Source organism: Burkholderia metallica, assembly GCF_001718555.1.
GTDB lineage: Bacteria > Pseudomonadota > Gammaproteobacteria > Burkholderiales > Burkholderiaceae > Burkholderia > Burkholderia metallica.
Genome location: NZ_CP013401.1, coordinates 1,689,371 through 1,715,689, shown reverse-complemented (window position 1 = coordinate 1,715,689; position 26,319 = coordinate 1,689,371). Strand labels below are relative to the sequence as shown.

Here is a 26,319-nt window from a genome sequence, read left to right as displayed (position 1 = left end):
CACCATGACCACCACCGACAATAGCCGCGCTGATGCGCTTCCTGCTGCGCCCGTGTGCCCTGAATACGACGCCGCCGCCGTGCGGTTCGGAGAATGTGACCACTGCAACAAGCGCAGCCATATTCGACCGCACGACGGCGCGATGATTTGTGGCTCGTGCGCCGATGCAGATTACCTCGCCGCATGGATCGACCATGCCGAACAACTCCGCGCCATCCTTACCGCATCCCCTCTCGAGCAGCACGAAGCAGCGCCGGCCGAGCGGTCACTCGACTACTCCGAAGGTTACGACGACGGGCTCAACGCGGGGCGAGAGCTTCTCGAAGATATGCGCGCGAAGGTAGAACGGCTGGAAGCATCGGTGCAGCGTTACCGCAACATGGTTGACGAATTGAAGCAGCGGCTGCACGACGTGACGGACCCCGCCCCGCTCGAAGGTACGGGCAATGGGGCGGAGGTGGAAGTAAAGCGCCATGTGAACGACGACACGCCGCGAGATGCTGATTGCGAGGCCGCGCTCCGCAAGCTCGATGCCGAAGTAGGCCAAGGCGTTGACGAATATTGGGCTTGGGGATTCCGCGAGGGTTGGAAAGAAGCACGCATTGCACTGTCCCGCGCCCCTCGCACTGAAGTGGCGGGAGCGGCCGAGAAGATCGCCGCCTTGATTCAGCCGAATCCGCCGGGCGAACTCGGGCCGATCGACGAACCGGAATCGCAGTACCGCTTCGGCTACAACACCGCGATCGAGGATGCGCTGATCATCCTCGACGGCGAGCCTCGCTCCGCTCCCTCCGCAGAGGCAGCGGCAGCGCCGGCAGACGAGCGCGGTCCATGCATTTGTCAGGAAGATCTTGGGAATCCCGACGGAACTTGCGGATACGTCAATGGCGTGAAGCCGTGTCTTGTACATGCCCCAGATACGGGCGCGGCAGCATCGCAGCCCGCAGCGGAGCCCACGATTCCGGCCGAACTGCATCACGACACCGCAAAGCTTGTGCGCCGATTCGCCCATGCGCTCGGCAACAAGTTGCTGTCCGCGCAGCGGAAGTACGGCTACTCGGACAACTGGATGCGCGACGACTGGGCGGACGAGTGCCGCGCCGAGTTGATGCGCCATATCCAGAAGGGTGATCCGCGCGACGTTGCTGCGTACTGCGCATTCCTGTGGCACCACAACGAATCGACCGCAGCGGCAGCGGGGCAAGAGGCGGTGGCGTGGCAAGTGCGGCGCACGGAGATCAGCCCTACGGGCGCTCCGATCCAACGGGAGAACTGCACGAAGGAGTTGCACGACGCGACGCTCGCGACCGGGCGCTATGCGGGTTACGACAATGGCCCGCGTTGCGAAGTGCGCGCGCTATACACCGCCCCGCCCGCGCAGGTCGCCACTCGGCAGGAGATGACGGACGAGCAGTGGTACGACCTTGCGTCGCGGCACGCCAATGCCGAATGGAACAGCGACGGTTATCTGGCTTCGGTCAAATCGCTCTGCGACGACTACCGCGCCCTTCTCGATGGAGACAAGCAATGAGCCATCCGGAATACATCGTGATCCGCGTCAAGCGGCCCGAAGATTACGACGATGTGTGCGCTGAACTGGTCGCCGAGGACTTTCTCGCGACGCATGACAACGGGCATTGGGAATATGAAGTCACGGACGACGAGGCCAAGCATGAATAAGACGCTGACGGTCGAAAAAATCGACGCGCTGAAGCAAGCCGCGCTTGCGGCAACACCGCAGGACATCGACAGTGCTCAGTCCATCGACCACTACAACGACGGACGGTATATCGAATGTCCATGCTGCAGCGGCGAAGGAAGCGTCGAGCTAGAAGCCGATTTCCTAAACTATGACGGCGAACCGCTCGGCGTGCAGTTTTACGGAATCGGAAACGCGCCTGGTGCGGCCGAGGCATATTTTCGGGCCGCGAACCCGGCGACCATTCTCGCGTTGCTGGAGCGCCTCGAACACGCCGAAGCTGCCCTCCTCGCCGCTCAGCAGCCGGAGCCGCGTGCCGAGGTGACGGAGGCGATGGTCGATGCTGCCATCGAAGCGCTTGGCCCGTGCGTTGGGTCGTGCGGCGAAGCATCGCCGCCGCAACGTTGTGACATCCGCGACGCTATCGAAGCAGCCCTGAACGTTCGCGCAGGAGAAGGCCAATGACCAGCCGCCGCATCAACAGCGCTGTCGTGATCGGCGTCCTCGCGAATGGCACGCACACCGCGCGGCAGATAGCGACTGAACTCCAGACGTCGACGGCCTTCGTGCAGTGCTTCCTCGACACGCTGTTCTACGCCGGCCGCATCCGGATCGATCGGCGCGTCACGACGGACACGGCGTACGAGCTGACGCCTGTCGCCGCACCGCGCGCGCCGCTCGACACGCCGTCCGCCGGGCCGCGTCTCGCACCCAACCTGCAATCCACGCTCGCTGGATACGATCGCGAGATCAACCGCCGTGTCGAGCTTGCTATGGCTACGAGGGGAAAATGAGCATCGTGACGAACGACGAGCTCGTCGAGCTGACGGGCGGCCTCAAGCAAGGGGCAGCGCAGGCGCGCTGGATCAAGAAGGCGCTCGGCATTGATGCGCCGCGGAAGGCAGACGGCCATCCCCTTTTGACATGGGAACAAGTGAACCGCCGCGATGAAGCGCCGCAGCGCAAATCGACTATCAACTGGCAAACCGCAGCATGAAACGGAAGAAGAACATCCTGCGCGACGGACTGCTGCCGCGCATGGAGGCGATCCCCCGGAAGAAGGGGATCAGCTACCGCTACCACCCCGTCGGTGCCAAGCCGATCAGCCTCGGCATGGACAAGGTCGCGGCCGTGCGCAAGGTGCTCGACATCATCGGCACGGCCGGCGACACCGGGACGATCGGAAAGCTCTGGGAGGAGTTCCAGGAGACTGAGCGCTGGAAACGCTACTCGCCTGACACGCGAAAGGACTACACGCAGTGCTCGGGCCCGCTGCTGCTCCGGTTCAAGGATGCGCGCGCATCCGATATCGAAGCCCCGGATGTCGCACGCTATCTCCGCAAGGAACGAAAGGACGCGCCGGTGCGAGCGAACCGCGAGATCGCCCTGCTCTCGAATCTGATCGGCCTCGCGATCGAGTTCGGACAGGCAAAGACGAACCCTTGCCGAGAGGTTCGGCGCAACGAGGAGCAACCTCGCACGGAAACCGCTGATCCGGACGATCTGCGGGCGTTCACTGGATGGCTCGCGGCCCAAGGCGGCCAGCGCGCGATGATGGGGATGGCCGCGGAGTATGCCGCGCTCGCAGGTAATCGGAAGGTCGAATTCCTCGACCTGTCGTGGCCGCAGGTCGACCGCGCGGCCGGCCACATTCGGATCAAACGCGCGAAGCAGCGCGGCAAGAAGCGCGGCGAAGTCATCGAGCAGATCGAAATCACGCCGCCGCTTGCCGAACTGCTCGATCGACTGGAGGCCGTGCGCGGCGATAAGGAGTGCCTCTACGTCTTCACGACGAAGTTCGGCACGCACTACACGCGCGACGGCTTCAAAGGGTTCTGGGGGAAGTTGATGAACGAGGCGATCGAGGCGAAGGTCATTGCCAGCCGATTCACCTTCCATGACCTGCGCGCATACTACGCGACGCAATTCAAGCGCGAGAGCGGCGCATTGCCGGATCTTCACGCGAATCCTGCGACTACCGCGCGAGTCTACGATCGAAACAAAATCGTGAAGCGGAAGGCGCTTTAAATTCCATTTTGTGGAATTCCAAAACAAAAACAGCACTGGATAAAATCTCAGTGCCGTTTCTAACTGCTTGATACTGCTCAGAATTCTTTGGGGTGGCTGATGGGACTCGAACCCACGACGACAGGAATCACAATCCTGGACTCTACCAACTGAGCTACAGCCACCACTGTTACTGCTTTTTGTTCTTCGCTGCTTTTGCGTCTCAGCAGCGAAGAACAAGATTATACGAACACTTTTGAATCTTGCAAAGCTTTTTTTTCAAAAACTTCTTCTGCCTCGTTCAGATGCGCGCGTGCCTCGTCGAACACGGCCAGATCGCCGCGCGCAAGCTTCTTGTTGTCGGACAGCACACGACGCCAGCCGCGAGCGCCGGGCATGCCGCGATACAGTCCGAGCGCGTGCCGCACGATCGCGCCGAGGTAGGTTCCGCGCTTCAGTTCGGCCGCACAATATTCGATCAGCTTCGCCTCCGCCTCTTCACGCGTCGGCACCACTGCGGTCGATCCGTAGAAGCGCGCATCGACTTCCGCCAGCACGTACGGGTTGTGATACGCCTCGCGGCCGAGCATCACGCCGTCGACATGTTCGAGATGCTGCGCAACCTCGTCGAGCGTCGTGATGCCGCCGTTGATGACGATCTCGAGTGACGGGAAATCGCGCTTCAACTGGTACGCATAGTCGTACTTGAGCGGCGGAATCTCGCGATTCTCCTTCGGCGACAGCCCCTTCAGGATCGCATTGCGCGCGTGGACGACGAACGTTTCGCAGCCCGCGTCGGCCACCGTGCCGACGAAGTCGCGTACGAACGCGTAGTCCTCGACCGCGTCGACACCGATTCGATGCTTGACCGTGACCGGCACCGACACCGCATCGCGCATCGCCTTCACGCAGTCGGCGACGAGCTGCGGCTCGTTCATCAGGCACGCGCCGAACGCGCCGCGCTGCACGCGCTCGGACGGGCATCCGCAATTCAGGTTGATTTCGTCGTAGCCCCACTGCTCGCCGAGCTTCGCGGCGCGGGCGAGATCGTCGCGCTCGCTACCGCCCAGTTGCAGTGCGACCGGCGACTCGTTCGGCGTGAACGCGAGATGTCGCTGGGCATCGCCGAACAGCAGCGCGCCCGTCGTGATCATCTCCGTATACAGCCAGGTGTCGCGCGTCAGCGTCCGGTGGAACGACCGGCAATGGCGATCGGTCCAGTCGAGCATGGGCGCGACGGAGACGCGGCGAGGAGGAAGCGAGGACGGTACGGACATGGATTTCGGGCAACAAGCCAGACGGCGCGGAAACAACCCGGTATTTTAACGCATCATCGGGCATGCCTGCCCCGCACGCAGGCTACCCGTCGCCCAGCTCCGCATCGACCGCCTGCCGTGCCGCATCGAGCACGCGCTCGATCACGCGCCGTTCGGTCAGCAGTAGCCCGTCGACCTTGACGAGCCGCCAGTCGATCCGCACGGCATCGCCCTGCAGCACACGGTAGTGCGCATGCTCGCCGTCCCAGACCTGCTCGGTCTTCACCTCGATCTCGAAGCCGCGGTACGGCTCGCTGAAATCGCCGAGGTCGCTGCCTCTCGGTTCCATCGCACGCTCCGTGGCGACGCAGCGCCAGGCCGCCCGCGCGGCCGGCGCCGCGCGCTCAATCGTATTCGTCGGACAAAAAGGATTTGCCATCGGCCGTCAGGTCGACCCGGCCGGCCGCCGCCTGATAGATCAGCCCCTCGTTCAGCAACGCGTAGACGACATCGTCGAACGCGGCGGGAACCGGCCGGCTTTCACCGAACTGGTCGATCCACTTCAGCGCCTCGATGGCTTCGGGGGAAAGGATGGGGGTCATGCGTTGGCCTCCGGCGTCGGTGTCGCTCCATCCTAGCACTTCGTCCGGACGTCGAATACCGAGGCAAACGCGCTGCGCCCGTGCCGGGCTGCACCAGCGGGCAGATCGCCCGCGGCGCCGCACCGGCGCGGCCACGCGGGCTCAGAGGCGCGCGATCGATACTTCGGTCGATTTCACGAGCGCGACGACTTCCGCGCCCACCTTCAGTTCGAGCTCGTCGACCGAACGGGTCGTGATCACCGACGTGACGATGCCGAACGGCGTCTCGACGTCGACCTCGGAGACCACGGAGCCGCGAATGATCTCCTTCACCTTGCCCTTGAACTGGTTACGTACGTTGATTGCAGTGATGCTCATCAGGTTGATCGCTCCGAAGAAAAAGATCTCAGAACGGGCGGCCGCTGCCGCCCGGATTTAAACGGCCCAGCGAATCTGCCCGACCGGTCGAACGTCGTCTGCCGCGTGCACCGCGCGCGGATCGGCCGCGCCGGGGCCGCCGGCGAGCACGCGTTGCAGCACGCGATCCTCCAGCGCCGCGAACGCGGCCGATGCGCGCGCGCGCGGCCGCTCGAGCGGCACCGGCTGATCCAGCGCCACACGCCCCTGCTCGATGAGCAGGATGCGGTCGCCGAGCGCCACGGCTTCCTGTACGTCGTGGGTGACGAGCAGCGCGGTGAACCGATGTTCGCGCCACAGCCGCTCGATCAGCGCATGCATCTCGATGCGGGTCAGCGCGTCGAGCGCGCCGAGCGGCTCGTCGAGCAACAGCAGTTGCGGCCGGTGCACGAGCGCACGCGCCAGCGCGACACGCTGCCGCTGGCCGCCCGACAGCTGCGCGGGCCAGTCGTTCGCGCGTTCCAGCAGGCCGACTTCATCGAGCACCGCGCGCGCCTGGTCGCGCGCGCCGCGCCCGAGGCCCAGCATCACGTTCTGCAGCACCGTCTTCCACGGCAGCAGGCGCGCATCCTGGTACATGATCCGCGTATCGAGTACGCCGCCGCCGTCGCCGTGCGTCTGAAGCACGCCGCTGCTCGGTTGCTCGAGCCCGGCGACGAGACGCAGCAGCGTCGATTTCCCGCAGCCGCTGCGGCCGACGATCGCGACGAAGCTGCCGCGCGCGATGCCGAGTTCGACGTTGTCGAGCACCGTGCGCGCGCCGAAGCGCTTGCTGACGCCCGACAGCGTCACCGCGTCGTCGGCTGCCGGGTTTCCCGCGCGCCGCCGCGCGAGCGGCACGACCGATGCGCCGCCGTCACGTTCGAGGATCGCCGCGTCCCGCGCATCGCCGTCCGCGACGCGCGCCTGCGCCAGTTCGGCCTCGAGGTCTGCGCCGGCGAGCGTGCCGTAGGCGGCCGCCGAAGTCGTCGCATTCATGCCTTTGCTCCTGATTGGTAAGCGGGGTGCCAGCGCAGCGTCACGCGCTCGATCCATTTCGCCAGCACGTCGGCCAGCTTGCCGAGCACTGCGTACAGCAGGATCCCGACCACCACCACGTCGGTTTGCAGGAATTCACGCGCGTTCATCGTCATGTAGCCGATGCCCGACTGCGCGGAGATCGTTTCCGCGACGATCAGCATCACCCACATCAGCCCGAGCGCGAAACGCACGCCGACGAGAATCGACGGCAACGCCCCGGGCAGGATCACGTCGCGGTACAGCGCAAAACCGCGCACGCCGTAGCTCTTCGCCATCTCGATCAGGTTCGCGTCGACCGAGCGGATCCCGTGGTACGTGTTGATGTAGACCGGAAAGAACACCCCGAGCGCAACGAGGAACAGCTTCGCCTTCTCGTCGATGCCGAACCACAGGATCACGAGCGGAATCATCGCGAGCGCCGGGATGTTGCGGATCATCTGGATCGTCGAATCGAGCGCGACCTCGGCCGCCTTCGACAAGCCGGTGGCGAGCCCGAGCGCGAGACCCACGCCGCCGCCGATCGTGAAACCGAACAGCGCGCGCCAGGTACTGACTTTCACGTTCGCCCACATCTCGCCCGAGGTCACGAGCGACCAGGCCGCCCGCACGACCGCAACGGGTTCGGGCAGCACGCGTGTCGACAGCCAGCCGACACGCGCGCCGACTTCCCATGCCGCCAGCAGCGCGAGCGGCACGAGCCACGGCGCGACACCGCGCCATGCGCGGGCGGCCACGGCCGCGCCCGTCGTCGACGTTTTCGTTGTCATCGCAAGCCTCCCGTCGCTCAGCTCTGGGCCGCTTTCGGCAGATAGCTGTTGCCGACGATCTCGCCGAACGGGCCCGACAGCGGGCCGGTCGCCTTCGCCGCACCGTCGCCCTTGATCAGCGGGAACACGAGCTCCGCGAAACGGTACGACTCTTCCAGATGCGGATAGCCGGACAGGATGAAGGTCTCGATACCGAGATCCGCGTATTCGCGCATGCGTGCCGCGACCTGCTCCGGATTGCCGACGAGCGCGGTGCCTGCGCCGCCGCGCACGAGGCCGACGCCGGCCCACAGGTTCGGATACACCTCGAGCGCCTCGCGGCCGCCGCGCTTGCCGCCGTGCAGCGCAGCCATGCGGCGCTGGCCTTCCGAATCCATGTTCGCGAACGCCTGCTGCGCGCGCGCGATGGTTTCGTCGTCGAGGCGGCTGATCAGGCGCTCGGCGTCGCTCCAGGCTTCGTCCTCGGTCTCGCGCACGATCACGTGCAGACGAATGCCGAACTTGATCTTGCGGCCGCGCGCCTCCGCACGGGCGCGAATATCGGCGATCTTCTTCGCGACGGCTTCGGGCGGCTCGCCCCAGGTCAGGTAGGTGTCGATGTGATCGGCCGCGATCGCATGCGCGGCCGGCGACGAACCGCCGAACCACAGCGGCGGGTGCGGACGCTGCACGGGCGGATACAGCGTCTTGCCGCCCTTCGATTGCAGATGCTTGCCGATGTAGTCGAAACCGCCGTTGTCGTGCGATGCGGACAGCAGCCCGCGCCAGATGTTCAGAAAGTCGTCGGTGATTTCGTAGCGCGTATCGTGATCCGCGAACAGGCCGTCGCCTTCGAGTTCGGCGGAATCGCCGCCCGTCACGACGTTGATCAGCAGGCGGCCGCCCGACAGGCGGTCGAACGTCGCGGCCATCCGCGCCGACAGCCCCGGCGACGCGATGCCAGGACGGATCGCGACCAGGAACTTCAGGCGCTGCGTCGCCGGGATGAGGCTCGACGCAACGACCCACGCGTCCTCGCACGAACGGCCGGTAGGCAGCAGCACGCCCTCGTAGCCGAGCGTATCGGCCGCCACCGCGATCTGCTTGAAGTAATCGTAAGTCGCGGCGCGCGCGCCTTCCGCTGTTCCGAGATAGCGGCTGTCGCCGTGCGTGGGGATAAACCAGAACACATTCATCTGCTGCTCCTGCTTGACTGTTCGTGCCGGAATTTGAAAAAACATCGCCCTGCTCGCGTCGCGGATGCGCGGCGCATGCATGCTGTGCGTTCGAATCGGGATGGCTCGCCGGTCAGGCCGTGCCGCGGGCGAGGACGCGATGGCACGGCTGTTTCTGGGAAATCAGTCTAGGGATCGGCGCAGGGCTTTGGAACGATTTTTTTGAGCTTAGGTTTTCCGCTTTCGTGATTAGCACGACGCTGGAGCGAATATCGAGACGGGCGGGGCCCTATAATGACGATCCTATCCGAATAACTCCGCGCGGACGGCCCCGGCCGTGCGCGCCTGCGGTGCACTCATCGATGCAGAAAGTCATCCTGCCATTCCTGTCCGGCTTCCTGGCCGCCCTGTTCTTCCGCGAAGCCACACTCGCACTCCTTCATACCGCCGACCTGATCGCAGCCACCGGCTTCTCCACGCAACCGTTCGCGCCGCTCGGCATTCCTGAATTTGTCGCGAATGCGCTGATCAGTGCATGCTGTGCGATCCCGATGGCGTGGCTGCTGCGCGTGTCGCCGGAACGCGAGGCGTCGTGGATCGGCGCGCTGGTGTTCGGCGGCATCGTGCTCACGGCCGCCCGCGTGTTCGCGATCGATCCGCTGCGCGGCATCTGGCCGTCGGGCAACATGATGCCGGTGCTCGCCGCCGGCTTCGCGGCGAACGCGGTATGGGGCTTCGGCGCACTCGTGTTCATGCGTGCGTTCATGTCGGACGACACAGGCGACGCGTAACACGGGCGCACGCGCTCGGCGCCCGTCGATCACGGTCCGGTCGACATCACGAAAAAAGGCCGCCTGCATGTCCTATGCAGGCGGCCTTTTCATGTCCGGCTCGGGGTTCAGTTCACCCGCTCGACGTCAGTCCTTCAGATTCCGCAGCGGATGCGTGTCGGGCGTCCACGGACGGTCGAACATCGCGAGCACGTCTGCGCGATCGAGGTCGGCGACCGACCTGAAACGCCAGACCGGTTGATGATCCTTGTCGACGATCAGCGCGCGCACACCTTCGATCACGTCGCCGCGCGCGAACGTCGAACGCGTGAGATCGAGATCGCGCCGCAGGCAATCGGCCATCGTCGCGCCGCGCGCACGCTCGACCACTTCCAGCGATACGGCCATCGACAGCGGCGACAACTGTTCGCGCATCGCATGGGTCGCCTTCTCGACCCATCCGTCGACGGCCGCGCAATCCTGCTCGGCGTCGAGCGACGCGAGGATCGCGCGGATGTCCGGCCGCGCGAAATGCCGGTCGATCCCGGCGCGCGCGTCGGCCAGTGCCGACGTGTCGGGTGTCGGCACGACCTTGTGCGCAGCGCACGCATCGGCCACGCACGCGACGGCCTGCTCGCCGCTGTCGAGGCGCGCGCCGCGAAGCGTATCGAGCAGCGCCGGCAGCGCGGCATCGGGTAGATAGGCGTCGGCGAGCTGCGCGTATAGCGCGCCGGCCGCATCGAGCGTCGCGCCGGTCACGGCGAGGTAGCGGCCGATCGCGCCGGGCGTGCGCGCGAGGAACCAGCTCATCCCGACGTCCGGGAACAGGCCGATACGCGTTTCCGGCATCGCCATCTTCGTCGAGTCGGTCACGACGCGCAGGCCGCCCGTGTGCCGCGCCGCCTGCGAAATCCCCATGCCGCCGCCCATCACGACGCCGTGCATCAGCGCGATGTAAGGCTTCGGATAGGTGAAGATCGCGTGGTTCAGCGTGTATTCCTCGATGAAGAACGTGTCGACCGCATCGCGGTCGCCCCGTTGCCACGCATCGTGGAAGAAGCGCACGTCGCCGCCCGCGCAGAACGCGCGCGGATGCGGGCTGTGCACGACGACCGCGACGACCTCCGGATCGTCGCGCCATGCGTCGAGCGCCTGCTGCATCAGCCGGATCATGCCGACCGACAGCGCGTTCAGCGCCTTCGGCCGGTTCAGTTCGAGAAAGCCGATGCGGTTCGCGACAGACGCGCGTACGTCGGGCTGCGTGGATTCGGCGGATACGGCGGCGGAAGTGGAATCGGTCATGTAGGTTGTCCGGCAAATGGCGGTCGCACGCTCAGTGCGCCTGCATCTTGGAAAACAGGTTCAACACCACGACGCCGGCGATGATCAGGCCGAGGCCGATCACGGCCGGCAGGTCCGGCACCTGGCGATAGAGCAGCATCGCGACGAGCGTGATCAGCACGATGCCGGCGCCCGACCAGACTGCATAGATGATGCCGACGGGCATCGTGCGCAACGTGATCGACAGGCAGTAGAACGCGATGCCGTAACCGGCGACGACGAGCGCCGACGGCCAGAAGCGCGTGAAGCCGTCCGCCGCGCGCAGCGCGGACGTGCCGATCACTTCCGCGACGATCGCGATCGCGAGCCATGCGTAACCGGGAATCTGCATCGCTCAGGTCCTTGCGAGGGCCAGCACGGCGTAGTCGTGACCCAGCTCCGCACACAGCGCCTCGACGACGAATTCGTGGTCCGCGCGCTGCGGCAGCCCCGATGCGGTGATCGAACCGATCACGCCGGCGCCGGCGACGGTCAGCGGAAACGCGCCGCCGTGCGGCGCATATTCGGCGATCGGCAATCCGTGCTTGTCGGCGAGCGTCGCGCCGGCCTGCTGCATGCGCAGGCCGATCGCATACGAACTGCGGCGGAAATGCGCGACGACGTTGCGCTTGCGGCGCACCCAGTCGGCGTTGTCGGGCGTGGCGCCGGCGAGCGCCGCATAGAACAGCGGCTGGCCGAACGTGACGATGTCGATCGCGACCGCATGGCCGCGCGACGTGGCCATTGCATGCATTCGGCTACCGAGCGCCCATGCGCGGGCCGCGTCGAAATGGGGAAACACGAGCGCCTGTTCCTGCGCGCCGATCGATTGCAGATCGTGAGCGATGTCCATGAATCCGTCGATACAGAAATGAGAGTCGCAACGGCGCCGACGCGATCGCGCACGGCCCCGCCGCCGAAGAAACGAAACAAACCGTTCGATTCTAGCGCACGCACCCGCGGTACCGGCCCCACAAGCAGCGACAAGAAATTGTCAGAAAGCGCTTGCACGCGTACGGGATAACCCATATAATTCATTTCTTCGACGGACGCGGGGTGGAGCAGTCTGGCAGCTCGTCGGGCTCATAACCCGAAGGTCGTAGGTTCAAATCCTACCCCCGCAACCAATCGCCCAGATTCATGCAAAAAGCCCGGCCCAGTGCCGGGCTTTTTGTTTTTCCGCCGCGCTCCCCGCTTCTCTTCGCGCACCCGCGCTGCGCCTCGGGCGGCACTCGACCTGCACGCGCAGGCGTTCAAGAATGCCGCGCCCCGGTGATACACTCGCATCACCTCGTCCCTTCCACTCGACATGAAATTCTGCTCCGTCTGCGGTCACGAAGTCATCGCGCGCATTCCTCCGGGCGACAACCGCGAGCGCTTCGTCTGCGATCACTGCGGCACGATCCACTACCAGAATCCGCGCAACGTCGTCGGCACGGTCCCGCTCTGGGGCGATCAGATCCTGCTGTGCCGCCGCGCGATCGAACCGCGCTACGGGTTCTGGACGCTCCCCGCGGGCTTCATGGAAATGGGCGAGACGACGGCCGAAGCCGCCGCGCGTGAAACGCTCGAGGAAGCCGGCGCACGCGTCGAGGTGCAGAACCTGTTCACGCTGCTCAACGTGCCGCACGTGCACCAGGTCCACCTGTTCTACCTCGCGCGACTCACCGATCCGGCGTTCGAGGCCGGCGAGGAAAGCCTCGAAGTGAAACTGTTCGACGAAGCCGACATCCCGTGGGACGAGATCGCGTTCCCGACCGTCAGCCAGACCCTGCGATTCTTCTTCGCCGATCGCGCCGCGGGCGACTACGGCGTGCACACCGGCGATATCTTCCGCTCGCTGCGCAACGGCTGAGCCCCCGCCCCATGGTCCCCTGGCTCGGCCCGGACGATCCGTTTCCGCCCATCGAACGCGCGCTCGGCCCGGCGACCGGCGCGCCCGGGCTGCTCGCCGCGAGCGCCGACCTGCTGCCGTCGCGCCTCATCGACGCGTACCTGCGCGGTATCTTCCCGTGGTATTCGGACGGCCAGCCCGTCCTGTGGTGGAGCCCCGACCCGCGCATGGTCCTCGTGCCGGCCGAATTCAAGGTGTCGCCGTCGCTGCGCAAGACGCTCAAGCGCGTGCTGCGCGACCCCGCGTGGGAAGTGCGCATCGATCACGACTTCGCCGGCGTGATGCGCGCGTGCGCGCAGGCGCCGCGCCGCGGTCAGCGCGGTACGTGGATCACGGCTGAGATCATCGACGCGTACACGTCGCTCTACCGCTCCGGCAACGCGCACAGCATCGAGACGTGGCACGACGGGCGGCGCGTGGGCGGCCTGTACGGCGTGTCGTTCGGGCGGATGTTCTTCGGCGAATCGATGTATGCGGACGCGACCGACGCGTCGAAAATCGCGCTGGCCACGCTCGTCGCGCACCTTCGCGAGCAGGGGCTGGAGATGATAGACTGCCAGCAGAATACGTCGCATCTAGCGTCGCTCGGCGGCCGCGAGATCGCACGCAAGGCCTTTGTCGCTCACGTGCGCCGCGCGGTAGCCGAACCGCCGATTCCGTGGGAATTCGACAAGCGCGTGCTCGCCGCGCTGACGGCCCGCACCGAACCGGCGGCCCCCTCCGGCATCGAGCGCTAGCGCGGCACTCCTTCCCTGCATCGAGAGCTGCCCATGACTCACCCGACTGAGCTGCCGCTTTCACCGCTTTCGGCGTTGCAATTCTATGCAACGGCGCCTTATCCGTGCAGCTATCTGGACGGCCGCGTCGCGCGCTCGCAAGTCGCGACGCCGAGCCACCTGATCAATTCCGACATCTACACCGAACTCGTCAAGGCCGGCTTCCGACGCTCGGGCGTGTTCACGTATCGTCCGTACTGCGACGGCTGCCGGGCCTGCGTGCCGGTGCGCGTGCCCGTCGACGCGTTCGCGCCGTCGCGCACGCAGCGCCGGATGTGGAAGCGGCACCGCACGCTCGTCGCGACGGTTTCGCCGCTGCACTACGACGAAGAGCACTACGCGCTCTACATGCGCTACCAGTCCGCGCGCCACGCGGGCGGCGGCATGGATCGCGACAGCCGCGACCAGTACGAGCAATTCCTGCTGCAGAGCCGGATCAACTCGCGCCTCGTCGAATTCCGCGACCTCGACGCGCCGGGCGGCGAGCCCGGCAAGCTGCGCATGGTCAGCATGATCGACATCCTCGGCGACGGGCTGTCGTCGGTCTACACGTTCTTCGAGCCCGACGACCAGCACACGAGCTACGGCACCTACAACATCCTGTGGCAGATCGAGCAGGCGAAGAGCCTCGGCCTGCCCTACGTGTACCTCGGCTACTGGATCCGCGAGAGCCCGAAGATGGCCTACAAGGCGAACTTCCACCCGCTGGAAGGGCTGATCGACGGCCGCTGGAAGATCCTCGATCCGGAACGGATCGACGTGCCGCCCGTCGATGCGGCGCTGGCGCGCGCACCGCTGCCGGGCGGGCATTCCGGGTCCGGTTGACGAGCCGCGCGCCGTCGCGGCCACGCTCCGGCAACGGGTGTCGTAACGGGTGTCGTTTCAGCTCCATGCCGACGCCACCGCCGCGCACGAACCGCGCGCCACCGGCACCGACGAACCGAACCCCGCCCTTGGCGCGCAACTCCCGGTAAAATAGCGGGTTGTCATTCATTCCGGCTGTCCGCCCTATTCCCGTGTTCAGTTCCCTTTATCCGCTGGCCCGCGCATCCCTGTTCAAGATGGATGCGGAAGACGCTCACCACCTCACGCTGCGCGCGCTCGGCGCGGCCGGCCGCACCGGCCTCGCCTGCGCGCTGTCCGCCCGCGTGCCCGACGCGCCGCGCACCGTGATGGGGCTCACGTTCCGCAATCCGGTCGGCCTCGCGGCCGGTCTCGACAAGGACGGCGCGGCCATCGACGGCCTCGCGGCGCTCGGTTTCGGCTTCATCGAAGTCGGCACGGTCACGCCGCGCCCGCAGCCCGGCAACCCGCGTCCGCGGATGTTCCGGCTGCCGCAGGCCGAAGCGCTGATCAACCGGATGGGCTTCAACAACCACGGCGTCGACCAGTTCGTGAAGAACGTCCAGGCCGCCCGCTACCGCGGCATCCTCGGCCTGAACATCGGCAAGAACGCCGATACGCCGATCGAGCGCGCCGCCGAGGATTACCTGTACTGCCTCGAGCGCGTGTACCCGTTCGCGAGCTACGTGACGATCAACATCTCGTCGCCGAACACGAAGAACCTGCGCCAGTTGCAGGGCGCGGGCGAGCTCGACGCGCTGCTCGCGGCGCTGAAGGACAAGCAGCAGCGCCTCGCCGACCTGCACGGCAAGCTCGTGCCGCTCGCACTGAAGATCGCCCCCGATCTCGACGACGAACAGGTCAAGGAAATCGGCGACACGCTGCTGCGCCACAAGATCGAGGCGGTCATCGCCACCAACACGACGTTGTCGCGCGCGGCCGTCCAGGGCCTGCCGCATGCGGACGAAGCCGGCGGCCTGTCGGGCCGCCCGGTGTTCGACGCATCGAACGAAGTGATCCGCAAGCTGCACGCCGAAGTCGGCAGCGACGTGCCGATCATCGGCGTCGGCGGCATTTTCTCGGGCGAGGACGCCCGCGCGAAGCTCGCGGCCGGTGCGGCGCTGGTGCAGCTCTATACGGGCTTCATCTACCGCGGCCCGGCGCTCGTCGCGGAATGCGTGAAAGCCATCGGCCGCGACCGCGCCGCGTAATATAGACATAAACAAACGATATTTAAACTTCGATTGCGTTTTTGCTATCGTCGACCTCGTTACACGAATGAATTCAACGACCCGGACAGGGCAAGGAAACACACGATGAAGATTGCGCTGCTGAAGAAGCTGCTGGTTGCCGGCCTGATCGGCACCACGTTTGCCGCCGCCACCGCGCACGCGGCCGACCTCCTCGACCAGGTGAAACAACGCGGCACGCTGCGGGTCGGCCTCGAAGGCACGTTCCCGCCGTTCAACTCGAAGAACCCGCAAGGCGAGCTGGTCGGCTTCGACGTCGACATCGCGAAAGCCGTGGCCGCGAAGCTCGGCGTGAAGGCGGAATTCGTGACGACCGAATGGAGCGGCATCATCGCGGGCCTGCAGGCCGGCAAGTTCGACGTGATCGCCAACCAGGTCGGCATCACCGACAAGCGCAAGGAAACGCTCGACTTCTCGCCGGCGTACACGTACTCGTCCGCGCAACTGATCCAGCGCAAGGACGACACCCGTGAATTCAAGTCGCTCGAAGACCTGAAGGGCAAGAAGCTCGGTGTCGCGCTCGGCACGAATTACATGGACATGGCGAAGTCGGTGCCCGGCATCGACGTGAAGACGTATCCGGGCGCGCCCGAGTACCTGCGCGACCTCGCCGCCGGCCGTCTCGACGCGGCGCTCAACGACCGCCTGATGCTCGCGTACCTGACGAAGAATTCGCAACTGCCGCTGCGCCCGGGCGCGAACGTCGGCTCCGCGAACCCGTCGGGCATCCCGTTCAAGAAGGGCAACCCGAAGTTCCAGAAGGCGATCGACGACGCGATGACGCAACTCGAAGCCGACGGCACGTTCACGAAGATCTCGGACAAGTGGTTCGGCATCGACGTGACGAAACCGATCAAGTAAGCACGCCTCTGTTTCCCGCCTGACGGCGGGCCGGAAAGGGCGGCATCCGCAACGATGCCGCCCTTTGTTTTACTGGTCCGGTTTATGATTGCGCTTTCGCGCACGCATTCGATTCGCATTCCATGTCGACAACGTCCCTGCTCGTCCAATCGCTGCCGGTGCTCGCCCAGGGCGCCGTCCTGACCGTCAAGTTCGCCGTGCTGTCGATGGTGTTCGGGCTGCTTGGCGCCGTCGTGCTCGCGATGATGGGCATCCGGCAAAGCGAAGCGCTCGACGGCTTCGAACGTATCTGGGTCAATGCGCTCGCATGGCTCGCGCGCGCGTACGTGAGCCTGATGCGCGGCACGCCGCTGCTCGTGCAGATCTTCGTCATCTATTACGGGCTGCCGAGCCTCGGCATCTCGCTCGACCCGACGCCCGCCGGCGTCATCGCGCTGTCCGCGAACGTCGCCGCTTATATGTCGGAAAGCATGCGCGGCGCGATCAACGGGATCGCGCGCGGCCAATGGCTCGCCGCGTACAGCCTCGGGCTGTCGTGGGGGCAGACGTTGCGCTACGTGATCGGTCCGCAGGCGCTGCGCATCGCGGTGCCGAGCCTGTCGAACAGCCTGATCAGCCTGATCAAGGACACGTCGCTCGTCTCCGTGATCACCGTGACCGAACTGCTGCGCAGCGCGCAGGAAGTGATCGCGGCAACCTACCAGCCGCTGCCGCTCTATCTCGCCGCCGCGGCCGTGTACTGGATCCTGTGCCAGATCCTCGAATGGGTGCAGCGCTGGTACGAGAAACGCCTGTCGCTGCCGTCGCGGCACTGAGCGTACGCGACGACGCCGGGCCGCATGCGCGCGCCCGGCACCTGCTTCCCTCTTATTCCCCCTCATTCGCCCGAATAGCGCACGCCGAGCGCCGCTCGCGCGGCATCCGTCATCGCGATCATCTGCCGCGAATGGTCGTGCGTGATGATCGGGCTTTCGGTCTTGCCCGCGCGCAGCAGGTCGCAGAAATGCGCGGTCTCGTAGTTCAGCCCGCCGCCGTCGGCCGGCGCATCGAGTTCGACGGTGCGCCCGTCCGCGTAGCGGATCGTCGCACGCACGGGGTTCCACCACTTCTCGTGAATCGTCACGTGGCCGCCGGCCGCGGCGATCAGCGCGTCGCCGGGCCCCATCACGTCGAGCCCGCAAAAGAGCTGTGCGATTCCGCCGTTCGCGTGCACGCTGTTCAGGCTCGCGAACAGGTCGACACCCGTCGCGCCGACGCGGCCGAGCGTCTGCACGTCGCGCGCCGCGCCGAGCCAGTCGACAGCAAGGAATGCTTCGTAGATGCCGATGTCGAGCAGCGCGCCGCCCGCGCGATCGAGACGATAGACGGAATGGTCATCCGGTACCGTCGACGAGGCACACCCGGCCCGCACGAGCCGGATCTCGCCAATCGGATCGTCGAGCAGATGCGCGCGCAACCGACGGTACAGCGGAAAGAACGGCGGCTTCATCGCCTCCATGAAAAGCCGCCCGGTGTCGCGGGCCGCCCGCAGCACGGTGTCGAGCTGCGCCGCGTTCAGCGTGGCGGGCTTTTCGCACAGCACAGCCTTGCCGGCGGCCAGCGCGGCCAGCGTGTACTGCGCGTGACTGTCGTGAAGCGTCGCGATGTAGACCGCGTCGATGTCGCTCGCGAGGAGCGCGTCGAGACTCGCGGCAGGCGTGCCGCCGCATGTTTCGCAAAAGGCTGCCGCGGCGTCCGCGCGGCGCGCCCAGGCACCTGCGAGCGTGGCGCCCGGCACATGGGCGAGGCTTTGCGCGAAGCGGCGCGCAATGCTGCCGGCGCCGACGATGCCGAAGCGCACCGGGCGAGGGTCGTTGTCGTTCATCCTGATCTTCCGTGTCGGTCGTATGACGGTGGCCGGCACGCTGCCGGCCGGTCGTCATGATAAACGGCCCGGCGTCACACGGATGAGCGATGCGTGCCGCGTCAGGCGCGCATGGGCACGTCGACGGAGAAATCGCGCGAGATTTCGTCGGCACTGAAATCGATCAGCGCGAGCGAAGCGGCTTCGGCCTCGCGCGGGTCGCGCCGCTCGATCGCGTCGACCACCCGCGCATGCGCCTTCACCACGACGTCGTGCGCCCCTTCCTTCTGCACGACACGCGGATTCACGAGGCGCACCGCACCGCGCACGATCGCCGCCATCTGCTGGAAGAACTGGTTGCCGCTCGCCTGCACGATCCGCGTGTGCAGCAGCTCGTCCGCCGTGTCGTAGCCGGTGTCGCCCGGCTGCAGCACCTTGAACGCATCGAACGCTTCGCGGATGCCCGCGATGTCGGCGGCCGTCGCTCGCACGGCCGCCTGCGCGGTCGCACGCGGTTCGATCAGCATCCGGAATTCGATGACGTCGCGCATGAACTGCGGATCGGGTTTCGCCCGGAATCGCCAGCTCACCACGTCTTCGTCGATCATGCGCCAGTCACGCATGGGCCGCACACGCGTACCGACTTTCGGACGCACGTCGAGCATGTCGCGCGCAAGCAACATCGACAACGCTTCGCGCATCACGGTGCGACTCACATCGAACTCTTTCGACAGCACGTCCTGTGGCGGCAAGATGCCGCCGTACTTGTCCTCGACGATACCCGAGACAAGCCCATCCATCACTTTGGCGACCAATGACCGGTCTTTGCCCTGCTCCATGACACCTCCCCGTGCGTCGATTTGCGAACACCTGCTCCGCAGTTCCGCCGGCCCTGGTTACGACTGTTCTTATGATCTATAAGTTGATGAGTTCGAGGACATTTCGCTATCTGGTAAACACCTGACAGGGTTATCCCTCTTTTGGACGGGGTGATTTATACGGCTAAAAATAAGGCCCGGGAAGCGCATTGCGCCTGCCGGGCCCCGATTTCCACAAGATTTAAACATTTAGTCCATTACGACATCCGACATGCCATTACGGACTGCTTGTCATGTCTTTCAATTAGCCGAATAAGCGATCGTTTCCACGCCGCTTTCCGTGCCGAGCAGGCACAGATTCGCGCCGCGTTGCGCGAACAGGCCGACCGTCACGACGCCCGGCCATGCGTTCACCTGCGCTTCGAAACCGCGCGGATCGGCGATCTGCAGCCCCTTCACGTCGATGATCTCGTTGCCGTTGTCGGTGATGTAAGGCGCCCCGTCCTTCGTCACGCGCAGCACGGGCACGCCGCCGAGCGCGGTCACGCGCCGGCCGATCGCCGTGCGCGCCATCGGCACGACTTCGATCGGCAGCGGGAACGCGCCGAGCACCGGCACGCGCTTGCTGGCGTCCGCGATGCAGACGAACGTGTCGGCCACCGAAGCGACGATCTTCTCGCGCGTGAGCGCACCGCCGCCGCCCTTGATCATCGCGCCGCTCGCGTCGATCTCGTCGGCGCCGTCGACGTACACCTGCAGCGCGTCGATCTCGTTCAGGTCGAACACCTTGATGCCGTGCGACTTCAGGCGTTCGGTCGTGGCTACCGAGCTCGACACGGCGCCGCGATAGCGCGCCTTGACGACGGCGAGCGCGTCGATGAAGCAGTTGGCGGTCGAGCCGGTGCCGACGCCGATCACCGCGCCTTCCGGCACGTTCTGGATCACGTAGTCGGCGGCGGCCTGGCCGACGAGGCGTTTGAGTTCGTCTTGAGTCATGGAGTGGTCGTGCTGCGGGATTGCGAAAAACCGCCAGTTTACCGGACTCGGATGACGGCCCGGGTTTTTCGGCGTGCGACGCGACGCGGGTTCAGGGCGCGGCCGTCGCGGACGCGTCGTCCGCCGGTTGCGCGCCGGGGAAGTATTTGTCGAGCAACGCCTGCGCGATCGCCTCTGTTTCGGCGTCCGGATTACCTGCGTAGTCGGTCGGCCTGAAATGCATCTGGAACGCCGCGAACACACGTCGCGTGCGTGCGTCGAGCACGCCGTCGGTCGCGACGTCGTAACCGTAGCGCGCAAGCCTGAGCTGCAGTTCGCGCACGTCGACCGGTGCATGGGGATCCCGGCCGCCGAGCCGCGCGGCCACGGTCGCGTCGTCCGGCCACGCGCCGACGCCGGCCCTGGCCAGCGCATGCCACGGAAACAGCGGCCCCGGATCGATCTTGCGTTGCGGCGCGATGTCGCTGTGTCCGACCACGCGCGTCGGCGGAATGCCGTAGCGCGCGACGATGTCCTTCGACAGCCGGATGAGTGCCGCGACCTGTTCGGGCGGATATGGCTGCCAGGTGCGGTTCTGCGGATCGAGCGGGCCGCGGTTCACGTTCTCGATGCCGATCGACACCGCGTTCAGCTCGGTCGTGCCCTGCCACTCGCTGACGCCCGCGTGCCACGCGCGCTCGGATTCCGGAACGAGCTGATAGACGACGGGCATTCCGTGCTCGACGCGCGGCTGCGGGGGAATGACGTAATGCACGCTGACCGACGCGCCCGTCAGCGTGCGCAGCGATTTCTGCTCGTCGCTTTCGGTGTAATGCATCACGAGAAAGCGGATGCGCGCATCGGCGCCGCGCGCGTGCAGGCTCGTATCGGCGTAGTAGGTACCGCGTTCGACGAGCGACGACGACGTGCAGGCAGCGAGCACGCAAAGCACGGCGCAGCACGCGCCAACGCGAAACAGGGTCATCGGTCGCGAACTCCGCAGAGCGGCGTGCCGCATCGGGTCGCGGCACGCGTCGTTCGGATCATGCGAGGCCCGCGCAGGCCGCGCGGACCACGCAGCGTCAGCCCTTCACGCGCCGCTGGCGCACGGCTTCGTACAGGCACACACCGCTTGCGACCGACACGTTCAGGCTTTCCACGCTGCCGGCCATCGGGATGCTCATCACTTCGTCGCAGGTGTCGCGCGTGAGCCGGCGCATGCCTTCCCCTTCCGCACCCATCACGAGCGCGACGGGGCCGTCGAGCTTCGTTTCGTAGAGCGTGGCCGACGCCTCGTCCGACGTGCCGATGATCCACACGCCGGCGTCCTTCAGCTCGCGCAGCGCGCGGGCGAGGTTCGTCACCGTGATGTACGGCACCGTATCGGCCGCGCCGCTCGCCACCTTGGCCGCGGTCGCGTTCAGGCCGACCGCGCGGTCGCGCGGCGCGATCACCGCATGCGCGCCGGCCGAATCGGCGACACGCAGGCAAGCGCCGAGGTTGTGCGGATCGGTGACGCCGTCGAGCACCAGCAGCAGCGCGGGCCCCTGGATGCCGTCGAGCAGCTCGGACAGGTTCTGCGCGAGCGGGACGTCCTCGACACGCGCGACGACGCCCTGGTGACGCTCGGTATGGGCGAGGCCCCACAGGCGCGTTTCGTCGGCCGCGATCAGCCGCACGCCCGCTTCCTTCGCGGTGTGCAGGAAGTCCTGCATGCGGCGGTCGCGGCGCGTCTGGTCGTACAGCACCTCCGCAACCGTCGATGCATCGTGCCGCAAACGTGCGGTCACCGCATGAAAACCGTAAAGAACCTTCAGACGTGACATGACTGGAACAACCTTCGATCAAACGTGCGGTCGCGCGATACGCGCAGCCGCGATCCATGGAAAAGGAAAGCGCCGCGTAGCCGGCCGATGGCCGGTGACGCGGCGTCTCTCGATACTGCAGGGCAGGCGCGCGGCGCCCGCCCCGAACGCTCAATACTTCTTGCGAACGTGTGTCTTCTTCGCGGTCGGCTTGGCCGCCGCACCGCCGCCACTGCCGCCCTTCTTCTTCGCGGCGGCACGCGCGGCGCGCGCTTCCTTCACCGCGACGCTCGGCGCGCTCGCAGCCTTCTTGCGACGCGGCGCCGGTTCCTCCGCCTGCGGCAGCGCACGCACGCGCGGGCCGTTGCGGTCGATACCGCCGCCGGCGGAAGCCGGTGCGGGCGACGGACGCGGCGCCTTCACCGGCGTATCGCGCACGAGGCGGAAGTCGATCTTGCGTGCGTCGAGATCGACGCGGCTCACCTGCACGCGCACGCGATCCGACAGGCGATAGCGGATGCCCGTGCGCTCGCCGCGCAGCTCGTTCTTGATCTCGTCGTACTGGAAGTAGTCCGAGCCAAGTTCCGTGACGTGCACGAGCCCTTCGATGAAGAGCGTGTCGAGCTGCACGAAGATGCCGAACGACGTGACGCCGTTCACCATCCCGCCGTACTCCTCGCCGAGCTTGTCGCGCATGAAGTAGCACTTGAGCCAGGCTTCGACGTCGCGCGACGCTTCGTCCGCGCGGCGCTCGTTCGCCGAGCAGTGCAGGCCGAGTTCTTCCCAGATCGCCGTGTTCGAGCGCGAACGGCCGCGCGATTCGTCGTCGGCCTGCTGCATCGCACGGGCGCGCGGCGACAGCGCGGTGTTCAGCTCGAAGCCTTCCGGCGCCTTCGGCGTGTACTTCTTGCCCGACAGGATCGCGTAGATCGCGCGGTGCGTGAGCAGGTCAGGATAGCGGCGGATCGGGCTCGTGAAGTGCGCGTACGCCTCGTAGGCGAGACCGAAGTGACCGATGTTGTCCGGGCTGTAGACGGCCTGCTGCATCGAGCGCAGCAGCATCGGCTGCAGCATCTGCGCATCGGGCCGGTCGCGGATCTGCGCCATCAGCGCCGCATAGTCGCTCGCGTGCGGCTTGTCGCCGCCGCCGAGCGACAGGCCCATGCCGCGCAGGAACGCGCGCAGGTTCTCGAGCTTCTCCGGCGTCGGCCCCGCGTGCACGCGGTACAGGCCCGGATGCTTGTTGCGCTTCAGGAAGTCGGCCGCGCAGACGTTCGCGGCCAGCATGCATTCCTCGATCAGCTTGTGCGCATCGTTGCGCTGGCGCGGGACGATCTGTTCGATCTTGCCCTGCGAATTGCAGACGATGTAGGTCTCGGTCGTGTCGAAGTCGATCGCGCCGCGCTTCTGGCGGGCGGTGAACAGCGACTTGTAGACGCCGTACAGATCCTGCAGGTGCGGCAGCAGATCGGCACGACGCGCGGCCTCCGGCCCCTTCGTGTTCGACAGCACGGCCGCGACTTCGGTGTACGTCAGGCGTGCGGCCGAATGGATGACGGCCGGATAGAACTGGTACGCCTTGATCTCTCCGCGCGCGGTGATCACCATGTCGCACGCGAGCACGCAGCGGTCAACGTGCGGATTCAGCGAGCACAGGCCGTTCGACAGCTTCTCCGGCAGCATCGGAATCACGCGCCGCGGGAAGTAGACCGACGTGCTGCGTTCGAGCGCGTCGGCATCGAGCCCGCTGCCCGGCTGTACGTAGTGCGATACATCGGCGATCGCGACGATCAGCCGGTAGCCGTCGCCGCGGCCGACCTTGACCGGCTCGCAGTAGACGGCGTCGTCGAAGTCGCGGGCGTCCTCGCCGTCGATCGTCACGAGCGGCACGTCGCGCAGGTCGACGCGGAAACGCAGGTCGCCCGGCCGCACCTTGTCGGGCAGCGCGGCGGCTTCGTCGAGGGCCGGCTGGCTGAATTCGTGCGGCACGCCGTACTTGCGCACCGCGATCTCGATTTCCATGCCCGGGTCGTCGATGTCGCCGAGCACCTCGACGACACGGCCGAGCGGCTGCGAATGACGGCTGGGGAAATCGGTCAGTTCGACGACGACGACCTGACCGACCTTCGCCTTCTTCACGTTCTGCGTGATCAGGATGTCGTGGCCGATGCGCTTGTCTTCCGGTGCGACGATCAGCGCGCCGTTCTCGTTGAGCAGGCGGCCGATCACGCGCTTGTTCGCGCGCTCGGTGACTTCGACGACGTGCCCTTCCGGACGGCCGCGGCGATCGTAGCCGACGATCCGCGCGAGCACGCGGTCGTTGTGCATCACCTTCTGCATTTCGCCGTTCGGCAGGAACAGGTCGTCCTGGCCGTCGTCGCGGATCACGAACCCGTAGCCGTCGCGATGCCCTTGCACGCGCCCGGCGACGAAGTTCGACGGATGGGTCAACTGGTAATGGCCGCGCTTGTCGAGGCGGATCTGGCCGTCGCGTTCCATCGCGGCGACACGCCGGAAGAACCCCTCGCGCTCTTGGCGCTTGATCGACAGTGCTTCGGCGATGTCGTTGGCGGCCAGCGGCGCGTCGCTCGTACGCAGCACGCCGAGAATTTCTTCACGGCTCGGAATGGGGTACGGATATTTGCTCAAGGGTTTGTCGATGATTGTTCTCGTTGCGTTGACTGATGGTGCACGGCATCAACATAGAGGTGTCCTTCAGACAGTTCTATATTGACGGCGGCGGGTCATTCTATCACCCGCGTGTGTCGCCAAATAACGTGAATGGCCCCGGCAGGGGCGGCGGAGCCCGGTTTGAGGTGCATCGCAAAAAAGTGTTGACACGAATAATTGGGGCGCTATAATTTCGCTTCTTTGCAGCAGGCAGCTACTGCAAAACGTGCCCAGGTGGCGGAATTGGTAGACGCACTAGGTTCAGGTCCTAGCGGTGGCAACATCGTGGAGGTTCGAGTCCTCTCCTGGGCACCACTTGATTTATAAAAAGGTCGGCTTCTAGCCGGTCTTTTTTCATTTCCGGCGCACGCATCGTGCGTGCGCGATCGGCCTTTATGTCGGCCACTCCGATCGATAGCAGAATTTATCGGTTATCAATCGCCCTCCCCATTGTTACGTTAGCCGCCTTGTTTTCAACGCATCCAACGAGGAGCACGATCCATGACGTCGATGAACCGCCGCGCGTTCGCGCGCGCGATGCTGGCCACGGGCCTCGCTGCCGCCGGCATCCGGACACACGCCGAAAACGCGCCGGCCGCGCTGCGCATCGGTTACCAGAAGTCGTCGACGCTCATCACGCTGCTGAAGACGCGCGGCACGCTCGAACAGGCGCTGACGCCGCTCGGCCTGCGTGTGTCGTGGCATGAATTCGCGAGCGGATTGCCGCTGACCGAAGCACTCAACGTCGGCGCCGTCGACTTCAGCGCCGATGTGGCCGATACCGTTCCGGTCTTCGCACAAGCCGCGCATGCGCGCTTCGTGTATGTCGCGCAGGAAGCGCCTTCGCCGAAGGCACAGGCGATCGTCGTCAAGCAGGCCAGCGCACTGCGTACGCTGGCCGACCTCAAGGGCACGCGCATCGCGGTCACGAAGGCGGCGGGCAGCCATTACCTTCTGCTTGCCGCACTCGCTCGCGCGAAGCTCACACCCGCCGACGCGACGATCCACTACCTGACGCCGGCCGACGGCCGTGCGGCGTTCGAGCGCGGCAGCGTGGATGCATGGATCACGTGGGATCCCTATGTCGCTTCGGTCGACCGGAATCCCGACGTACGAATCCTGGCCGACGGCGACGGACTCGCGTCGTACCAGCGCTACTACCTCGCATCGAGCAGTTTCGCTGCCGCGCGGCCCGACGTCGTCCAGATCCTGTTCGACCAGTTGTCGCAGGCCGGCGCATGGCTGCGCGACCACCCGCAGGAAGCCGCGAACACGCTCGCGCCGATCTGGGGACTCGACGCTGCGACGATCGCGCGCGCAAATTCGCGGCGCAGCTATCTCGTCCGCGCAGTGGTCGCGCAAAACTTCGGCGAACAACAGAAGATCGCCGACACCTTTCTCGCGGCGGGACTGCTGCCCACTCGCGTCGATACCGGGCAGTCTCAGCGCTGGAATTTCGCGGCAAAGCGTGCGGAGTCGGTCAGCGCGTGAGGACGTGTCGCACAAGCGCGCCAATATTTTTACCGTTTCGAATGAAATTGTGTTGACAGGCGCCGCCGACACGCTAGAATAGCGGTCTTCGCACTGCAGCAA

At 66.0% G+C, this 26,319-nt stretch carries 30 protein-coding genes and 3 tRNA genes; 16 read left to right on the top strand and 17 right to left on the bottom strand.

Annotated features, from left to right (window positions below; translation table 11 throughout):
* The first annotated feature begins 4 nt into the window (after positions 1-4).
* The 6 genes from WJ16_RS35515 to WJ16_RS07630 are packed head-to-tail and all read left to right on the top strand — an operon-like array spanning position 5 to position 3,727.
* Positions 5-1,531, top strand: coding sequence for a hypothetical protein (locus tag WJ16_RS35515; protein ID WP_236858192.1), 1,527 nt, complete (start codon positions 5-7; stop codon positions 1,529-1,531).
* On the top strand, positions 1,528-1,680 hold the full coding sequence (locus tag WJ16_RS34690) for a hypothetical protein (RefSeq protein WP_157126729.1): 153 nt from the start codon (positions 1,528-1,530) through the stop codon (positions 1,678-1,680). Before WJ16_RS35515 ends, WJ16_RS34690 begins: the two co-directional genes overlap by 4 nt.
* Positions 1,673-2,164, top strand: coding sequence for a hypothetical protein (locus WJ16_RS07645; protein WP_069256538.1), 492 nt, complete (start codon positions 1,673-1,675; stop codon positions 2,162-2,164). Before WJ16_RS34690 ends, WJ16_RS07645 begins: the two co-directional genes overlap by 8 nt.
* On the top strand, positions 2,161-2,493 hold the full coding sequence (locus WJ16_RS07640) for a DNA-binding protein (RefSeq protein ID WP_069256537.1): 333 nt from the start codon (positions 2,161-2,163) through the stop codon (positions 2,491-2,493). Before WJ16_RS07645 ends, WJ16_RS07640 begins: the two co-directional genes overlap by 4 nt.
* A complete protein-coding gene (locus WJ16_RS07635; RefSeq protein ID WP_069256536.1) occupies positions 2,490-2,696 on the top strand; it encodes a DUF4224 domain-containing protein in 207 nt (68 codons plus the stop codon). Before WJ16_RS07640 ends, WJ16_RS07635 begins: the two co-directional genes overlap by 4 nt.
* On the top strand, positions 2,693-3,727 hold the full coding sequence (locus WJ16_RS07630) for a tyrosine-type recombinase/integrase (RefSeq protein ID WP_069256535.1): 1,035 nt from the start codon (positions 2,693-2,695) through the stop codon (positions 3,725-3,727). The genes WJ16_RS07635 and WJ16_RS07630 overlap by 4 nt, the downstream gene beginning before the upstream one ends.
* Before the next feature lie 88 nt (positions 3,728-3,815).
* Here the strand turns inward: WJ16_RS07630 and WJ16_RS07625 are convergent.
* The 8 genes from WJ16_RS07625 to ssuD all read right to left on the bottom strand — a co-directional run bounded on the left by WJ16_RS07625 (position 3,816) and on the right by ssuD (position 8,922).
* Positions 3,816-3,891 (bottom strand) — tRNA-His (locus WJ16_RS07625).
* Between the two features lie 57 nt (positions 3,892-3,948).
* A complete protein-coding gene (gene dusA / locus WJ16_RS07620; protein WP_069256534.1) occupies positions 3,949-4,935 on the bottom strand; it encodes a tRNA dihydrouridine(20/20a) synthase DusA in 987 nt (328 codons plus the stop codon).
* Positions 4,936-5,065: 130 nt separating this feature from the next.
* Complete coding sequence (locus WJ16_RS07615) at positions 5,066-5,311, bottom strand: hypothetical protein (protein WP_069256533.1); 246 nt, start codon at positions 5,309-5,311, stop codon at positions 5,066-5,068.
* 55 nt (positions 5,312-5,366) lie between these two features.
* Positions 5,367-5,564, bottom strand: coding sequence for a hypothetical protein (locus WJ16_RS07610; protein ID WP_021161569.1), 198 nt, complete (start codon positions 5,562-5,564; stop codon positions 5,367-5,369).
* A gap of 141 nt (positions 5,565-5,705) precedes the next feature.
* Positions 5,706-5,921, bottom strand: a complete 216-nt coding sequence (locus WJ16_RS07605; RefSeq protein ID WP_006476104.1) for a TOBE domain-containing protein — start codon at positions 5,919-5,921, stop codon at positions 5,706-5,708.
* Positions 5,922-5,978: 57 nt separating this feature from the next.
* Complete coding sequence (locus WJ16_RS07600) at positions 5,979-6,938, bottom strand: ATP-binding cassette domain-containing protein (RefSeq protein WP_069256532.1); 960 nt, start codon at positions 6,936-6,938, stop codon at positions 5,979-5,981.
* Positions 6,935-7,747 (bottom strand): aliphatic sulfonate ABC transporter permease SsuC, encoded by an 813-nt coding sequence (gene ssuC, locus WJ16_RS07595; protein WP_069256531.1) that lies wholly within the window; start codon positions 7,745-7,747, stop codon positions 6,935-6,937. The genes WJ16_RS07600 and ssuC overlap by 4 nt, the downstream gene beginning before the upstream one ends.
* 17 nt (positions 7,748-7,764) lie before the next feature.
* Positions 7,765-8,922, bottom strand: coding sequence for an FMNH2-dependent alkanesulfonate monooxygenase (gene ssuD / locus WJ16_RS07590; RefSeq protein ID WP_069257990.1), 1,158 nt, complete (start codon positions 8,920-8,922; stop codon positions 7,765-7,767).
* 341 nt (positions 8,923-9,263) lie between these two features.
* Here ssuD and WJ16_RS07585 point away from each other — a divergent pair, with 341 nt between their 5' ends.
* Complete coding sequence (locus tag WJ16_RS07585; protein ID WP_069256530.1) at positions 9,264-9,692, top strand: hypothetical protein; 429 nt, start codon at positions 9,264-9,266, stop codon at positions 9,690-9,692.
* Between the two features lie 126 nt (positions 9,693-9,818).
* Here WJ16_RS07585 and WJ16_RS07580 read toward each other — a convergent pair whose 3' ends face one another.
* Genes WJ16_RS07580 through WJ16_RS07570 form a run of 3 tightly spaced genes read right to left on the bottom strand, consistent with a single transcriptional unit; the run spans position 9,819 to position 11,844 of the window.
* Entirely contained in the window at positions 9,819-10,973 is a 1,155-nt protein-coding gene (locus tag WJ16_RS07580) for an enoyl-CoA hydratase/isomerase family protein (RefSeq protein ID WP_069256529.1), read from the bottom strand.
* Positions 10,974-11,004: 31 nt separating this feature from the next.
* Positions 11,005-11,343 carry a DMT family transporter gene (locus tag WJ16_RS07575; protein WP_069256528.1) on the bottom strand — a complete coding sequence of 113 codons (339 nt, stop codon included), beginning with the start codon at positions 11,341-11,343 and terminating at the stop codon, positions 11,005-11,007.
* A gap of 3 nt (positions 11,344-11,346) precedes the next feature.
* Complete coding sequence (locus WJ16_RS07570) at positions 11,347-11,844, bottom strand: heme-degrading domain-containing protein (protein ID WP_069256527.1); 498 nt, start codon at positions 11,842-11,844, stop codon at positions 11,347-11,349.
* 197 nt (positions 11,845-12,041) lie between these two features.
* On the opposite strand from WJ16_RS07570, the gene WJ16_RS07565 reads away from it, so the two are divergent.
* The 7 genes from WJ16_RS07565 (at position 12,042) to WJ16_RS07535 (ending at position 17,430) form a co-directional block, all read left to right on the top strand.
* Positions 12,042-12,118: transfer RNA gene (locus WJ16_RS07565), tRNA-Met, on the top strand.
* 182 nt (positions 12,119-12,300) lie between these two features.
* Positions 12,301-12,846 (top strand): NUDIX hydrolase, encoded by a 546-nt coding sequence (locus WJ16_RS07560; protein WP_069256526.1) that lies wholly within the window; start codon positions 12,301-12,303, stop codon positions 12,844-12,846.
* 11 nt (positions 12,847-12,857) lie between these two features.
* Entirely contained in the window at positions 12,858-13,622 is a 765-nt protein-coding gene (gene aat, locus WJ16_RS07555) for a leucyl/phenylalanyl-tRNA--protein transferase (protein WP_069256525.1), read from the top strand.
* Positions 13,623-13,655: 33 nt separating this feature from the next.
* Complete coding sequence (locus WJ16_RS07550) at positions 13,656-14,486, top strand: arginyltransferase (protein WP_069256524.1); 831 nt, start codon at positions 13,656-13,658, stop codon at positions 14,484-14,486.
* Positions 14,487-14,677: 191 nt separating this feature from the next.
* Positions 14,678-15,715, top strand: coding sequence for a quinone-dependent dihydroorotate dehydrogenase (locus WJ16_RS07545; protein WP_069256523.1), 1,038 nt, complete (start codon positions 14,678-14,680; stop codon positions 15,713-15,715).
* Positions 15,716-15,820: 105 nt separating this feature from the next.
* Complete coding sequence (locus WJ16_RS07540) at positions 15,821-16,615, top strand: cystine ABC transporter substrate-binding protein (RefSeq protein WP_069256522.1); 795 nt, start codon at positions 15,821-15,823, stop codon at positions 16,613-16,615.
* A 122-nt stretch (positions 16,616-16,737) separates the two neighbouring features.
* Positions 16,738-17,430: an amino acid ABC transporter permease gene (locus WJ16_RS07535; RefSeq protein ID WP_006484207.1), complete on the top strand. Its 693-nt coding sequence runs from the start codon at positions 16,738-16,740 to the stop codon at positions 17,428-17,430.
* 62 nt (positions 17,431-17,492) lie between these two features.
* Here WJ16_RS07535 and WJ16_RS07530 read toward each other — a convergent pair whose 3' ends face one another.
* The 6 genes from WJ16_RS07530 to rnr all read right to left on the bottom strand — a co-directional run bounded on the left by WJ16_RS07530 (position 17,493) and on the right by rnr (position 24,705).
* Positions 17,493-18,479 carry a Gfo/Idh/MocA family protein gene (locus WJ16_RS07530; RefSeq protein ID WP_069256521.1) on the bottom strand — a complete coding sequence of 329 codons (987 nt, stop codon included), beginning with the start codon at positions 18,477-18,479 and terminating at the stop codon, positions 17,493-17,495.
* Positions 18,480-18,580: 101 nt separating this feature from the next.
* Positions 18,581-19,297 carry a FadR/GntR family transcriptional regulator gene (locus tag WJ16_RS07525; protein ID WP_069256520.1) on the bottom strand — a complete coding sequence of 239 codons (717 nt, stop codon included), beginning with the start codon at positions 19,295-19,297 and terminating at the stop codon, positions 18,581-18,583.
* A gap of 279 nt (positions 19,298-19,576) precedes the next feature.
* Positions 19,577-20,272, bottom strand: a complete 696-nt coding sequence (gene rpiA, locus WJ16_RS07520) for a ribose-5-phosphate isomerase RpiA (protein ID WP_069256519.1) — start codon at positions 20,270-20,272, stop codon at positions 19,577-19,579.
* A 91-nt stretch (positions 20,273-20,363) separates the two neighbouring features.
* Positions 20,364-21,236: an N-acetylmuramoyl-L-alanine amidase gene (locus tag WJ16_RS07515; RefSeq protein ID WP_069256518.1), complete on the bottom strand. Its 873-nt coding sequence runs from the start codon at positions 21,234-21,236 to the stop codon at positions 20,364-20,366.
* A 97-nt stretch (positions 21,237-21,333) separates the two neighbouring features.
* Positions 21,334-22,077, bottom strand: coding sequence for a 23S rRNA (guanosine(2251)-2'-O)-methyltransferase RlmB (gene rlmB / locus WJ16_RS07510; protein WP_069256517.1), 744 nt, complete (start codon positions 22,075-22,077; stop codon positions 21,334-21,336).
* Positions 22,078-22,227: 150 nt separating this feature from the next.
* Entirely contained in the window at positions 22,228-24,705 is a 2,478-nt protein-coding gene (rnr, locus tag WJ16_RS07505) for a ribonuclease R (RefSeq protein ID WP_069256516.1), read from the bottom strand.
* 249 nt (positions 24,706-24,954) lie between these two features.
* On the opposite strand from rnr, the gene WJ16_RS07500 reads away from it, so the two are divergent.
* Positions 24,955-25,041 (top strand) — tRNA-Leu (locus tag WJ16_RS07500).
* Between the two features lie 186 nt (positions 25,042-25,227).
* A complete protein-coding gene (locus tag WJ16_RS07495) occupies positions 25,228-26,217 on the top strand; it encodes an aliphatic sulfonate ABC transporter substrate-binding protein (RefSeq protein ID WP_069256515.1) in 990 nt (329 codons plus the stop codon).
* The last annotated feature ends 102 nt before the right edge of the window (positions 26,218-26,319 follow it).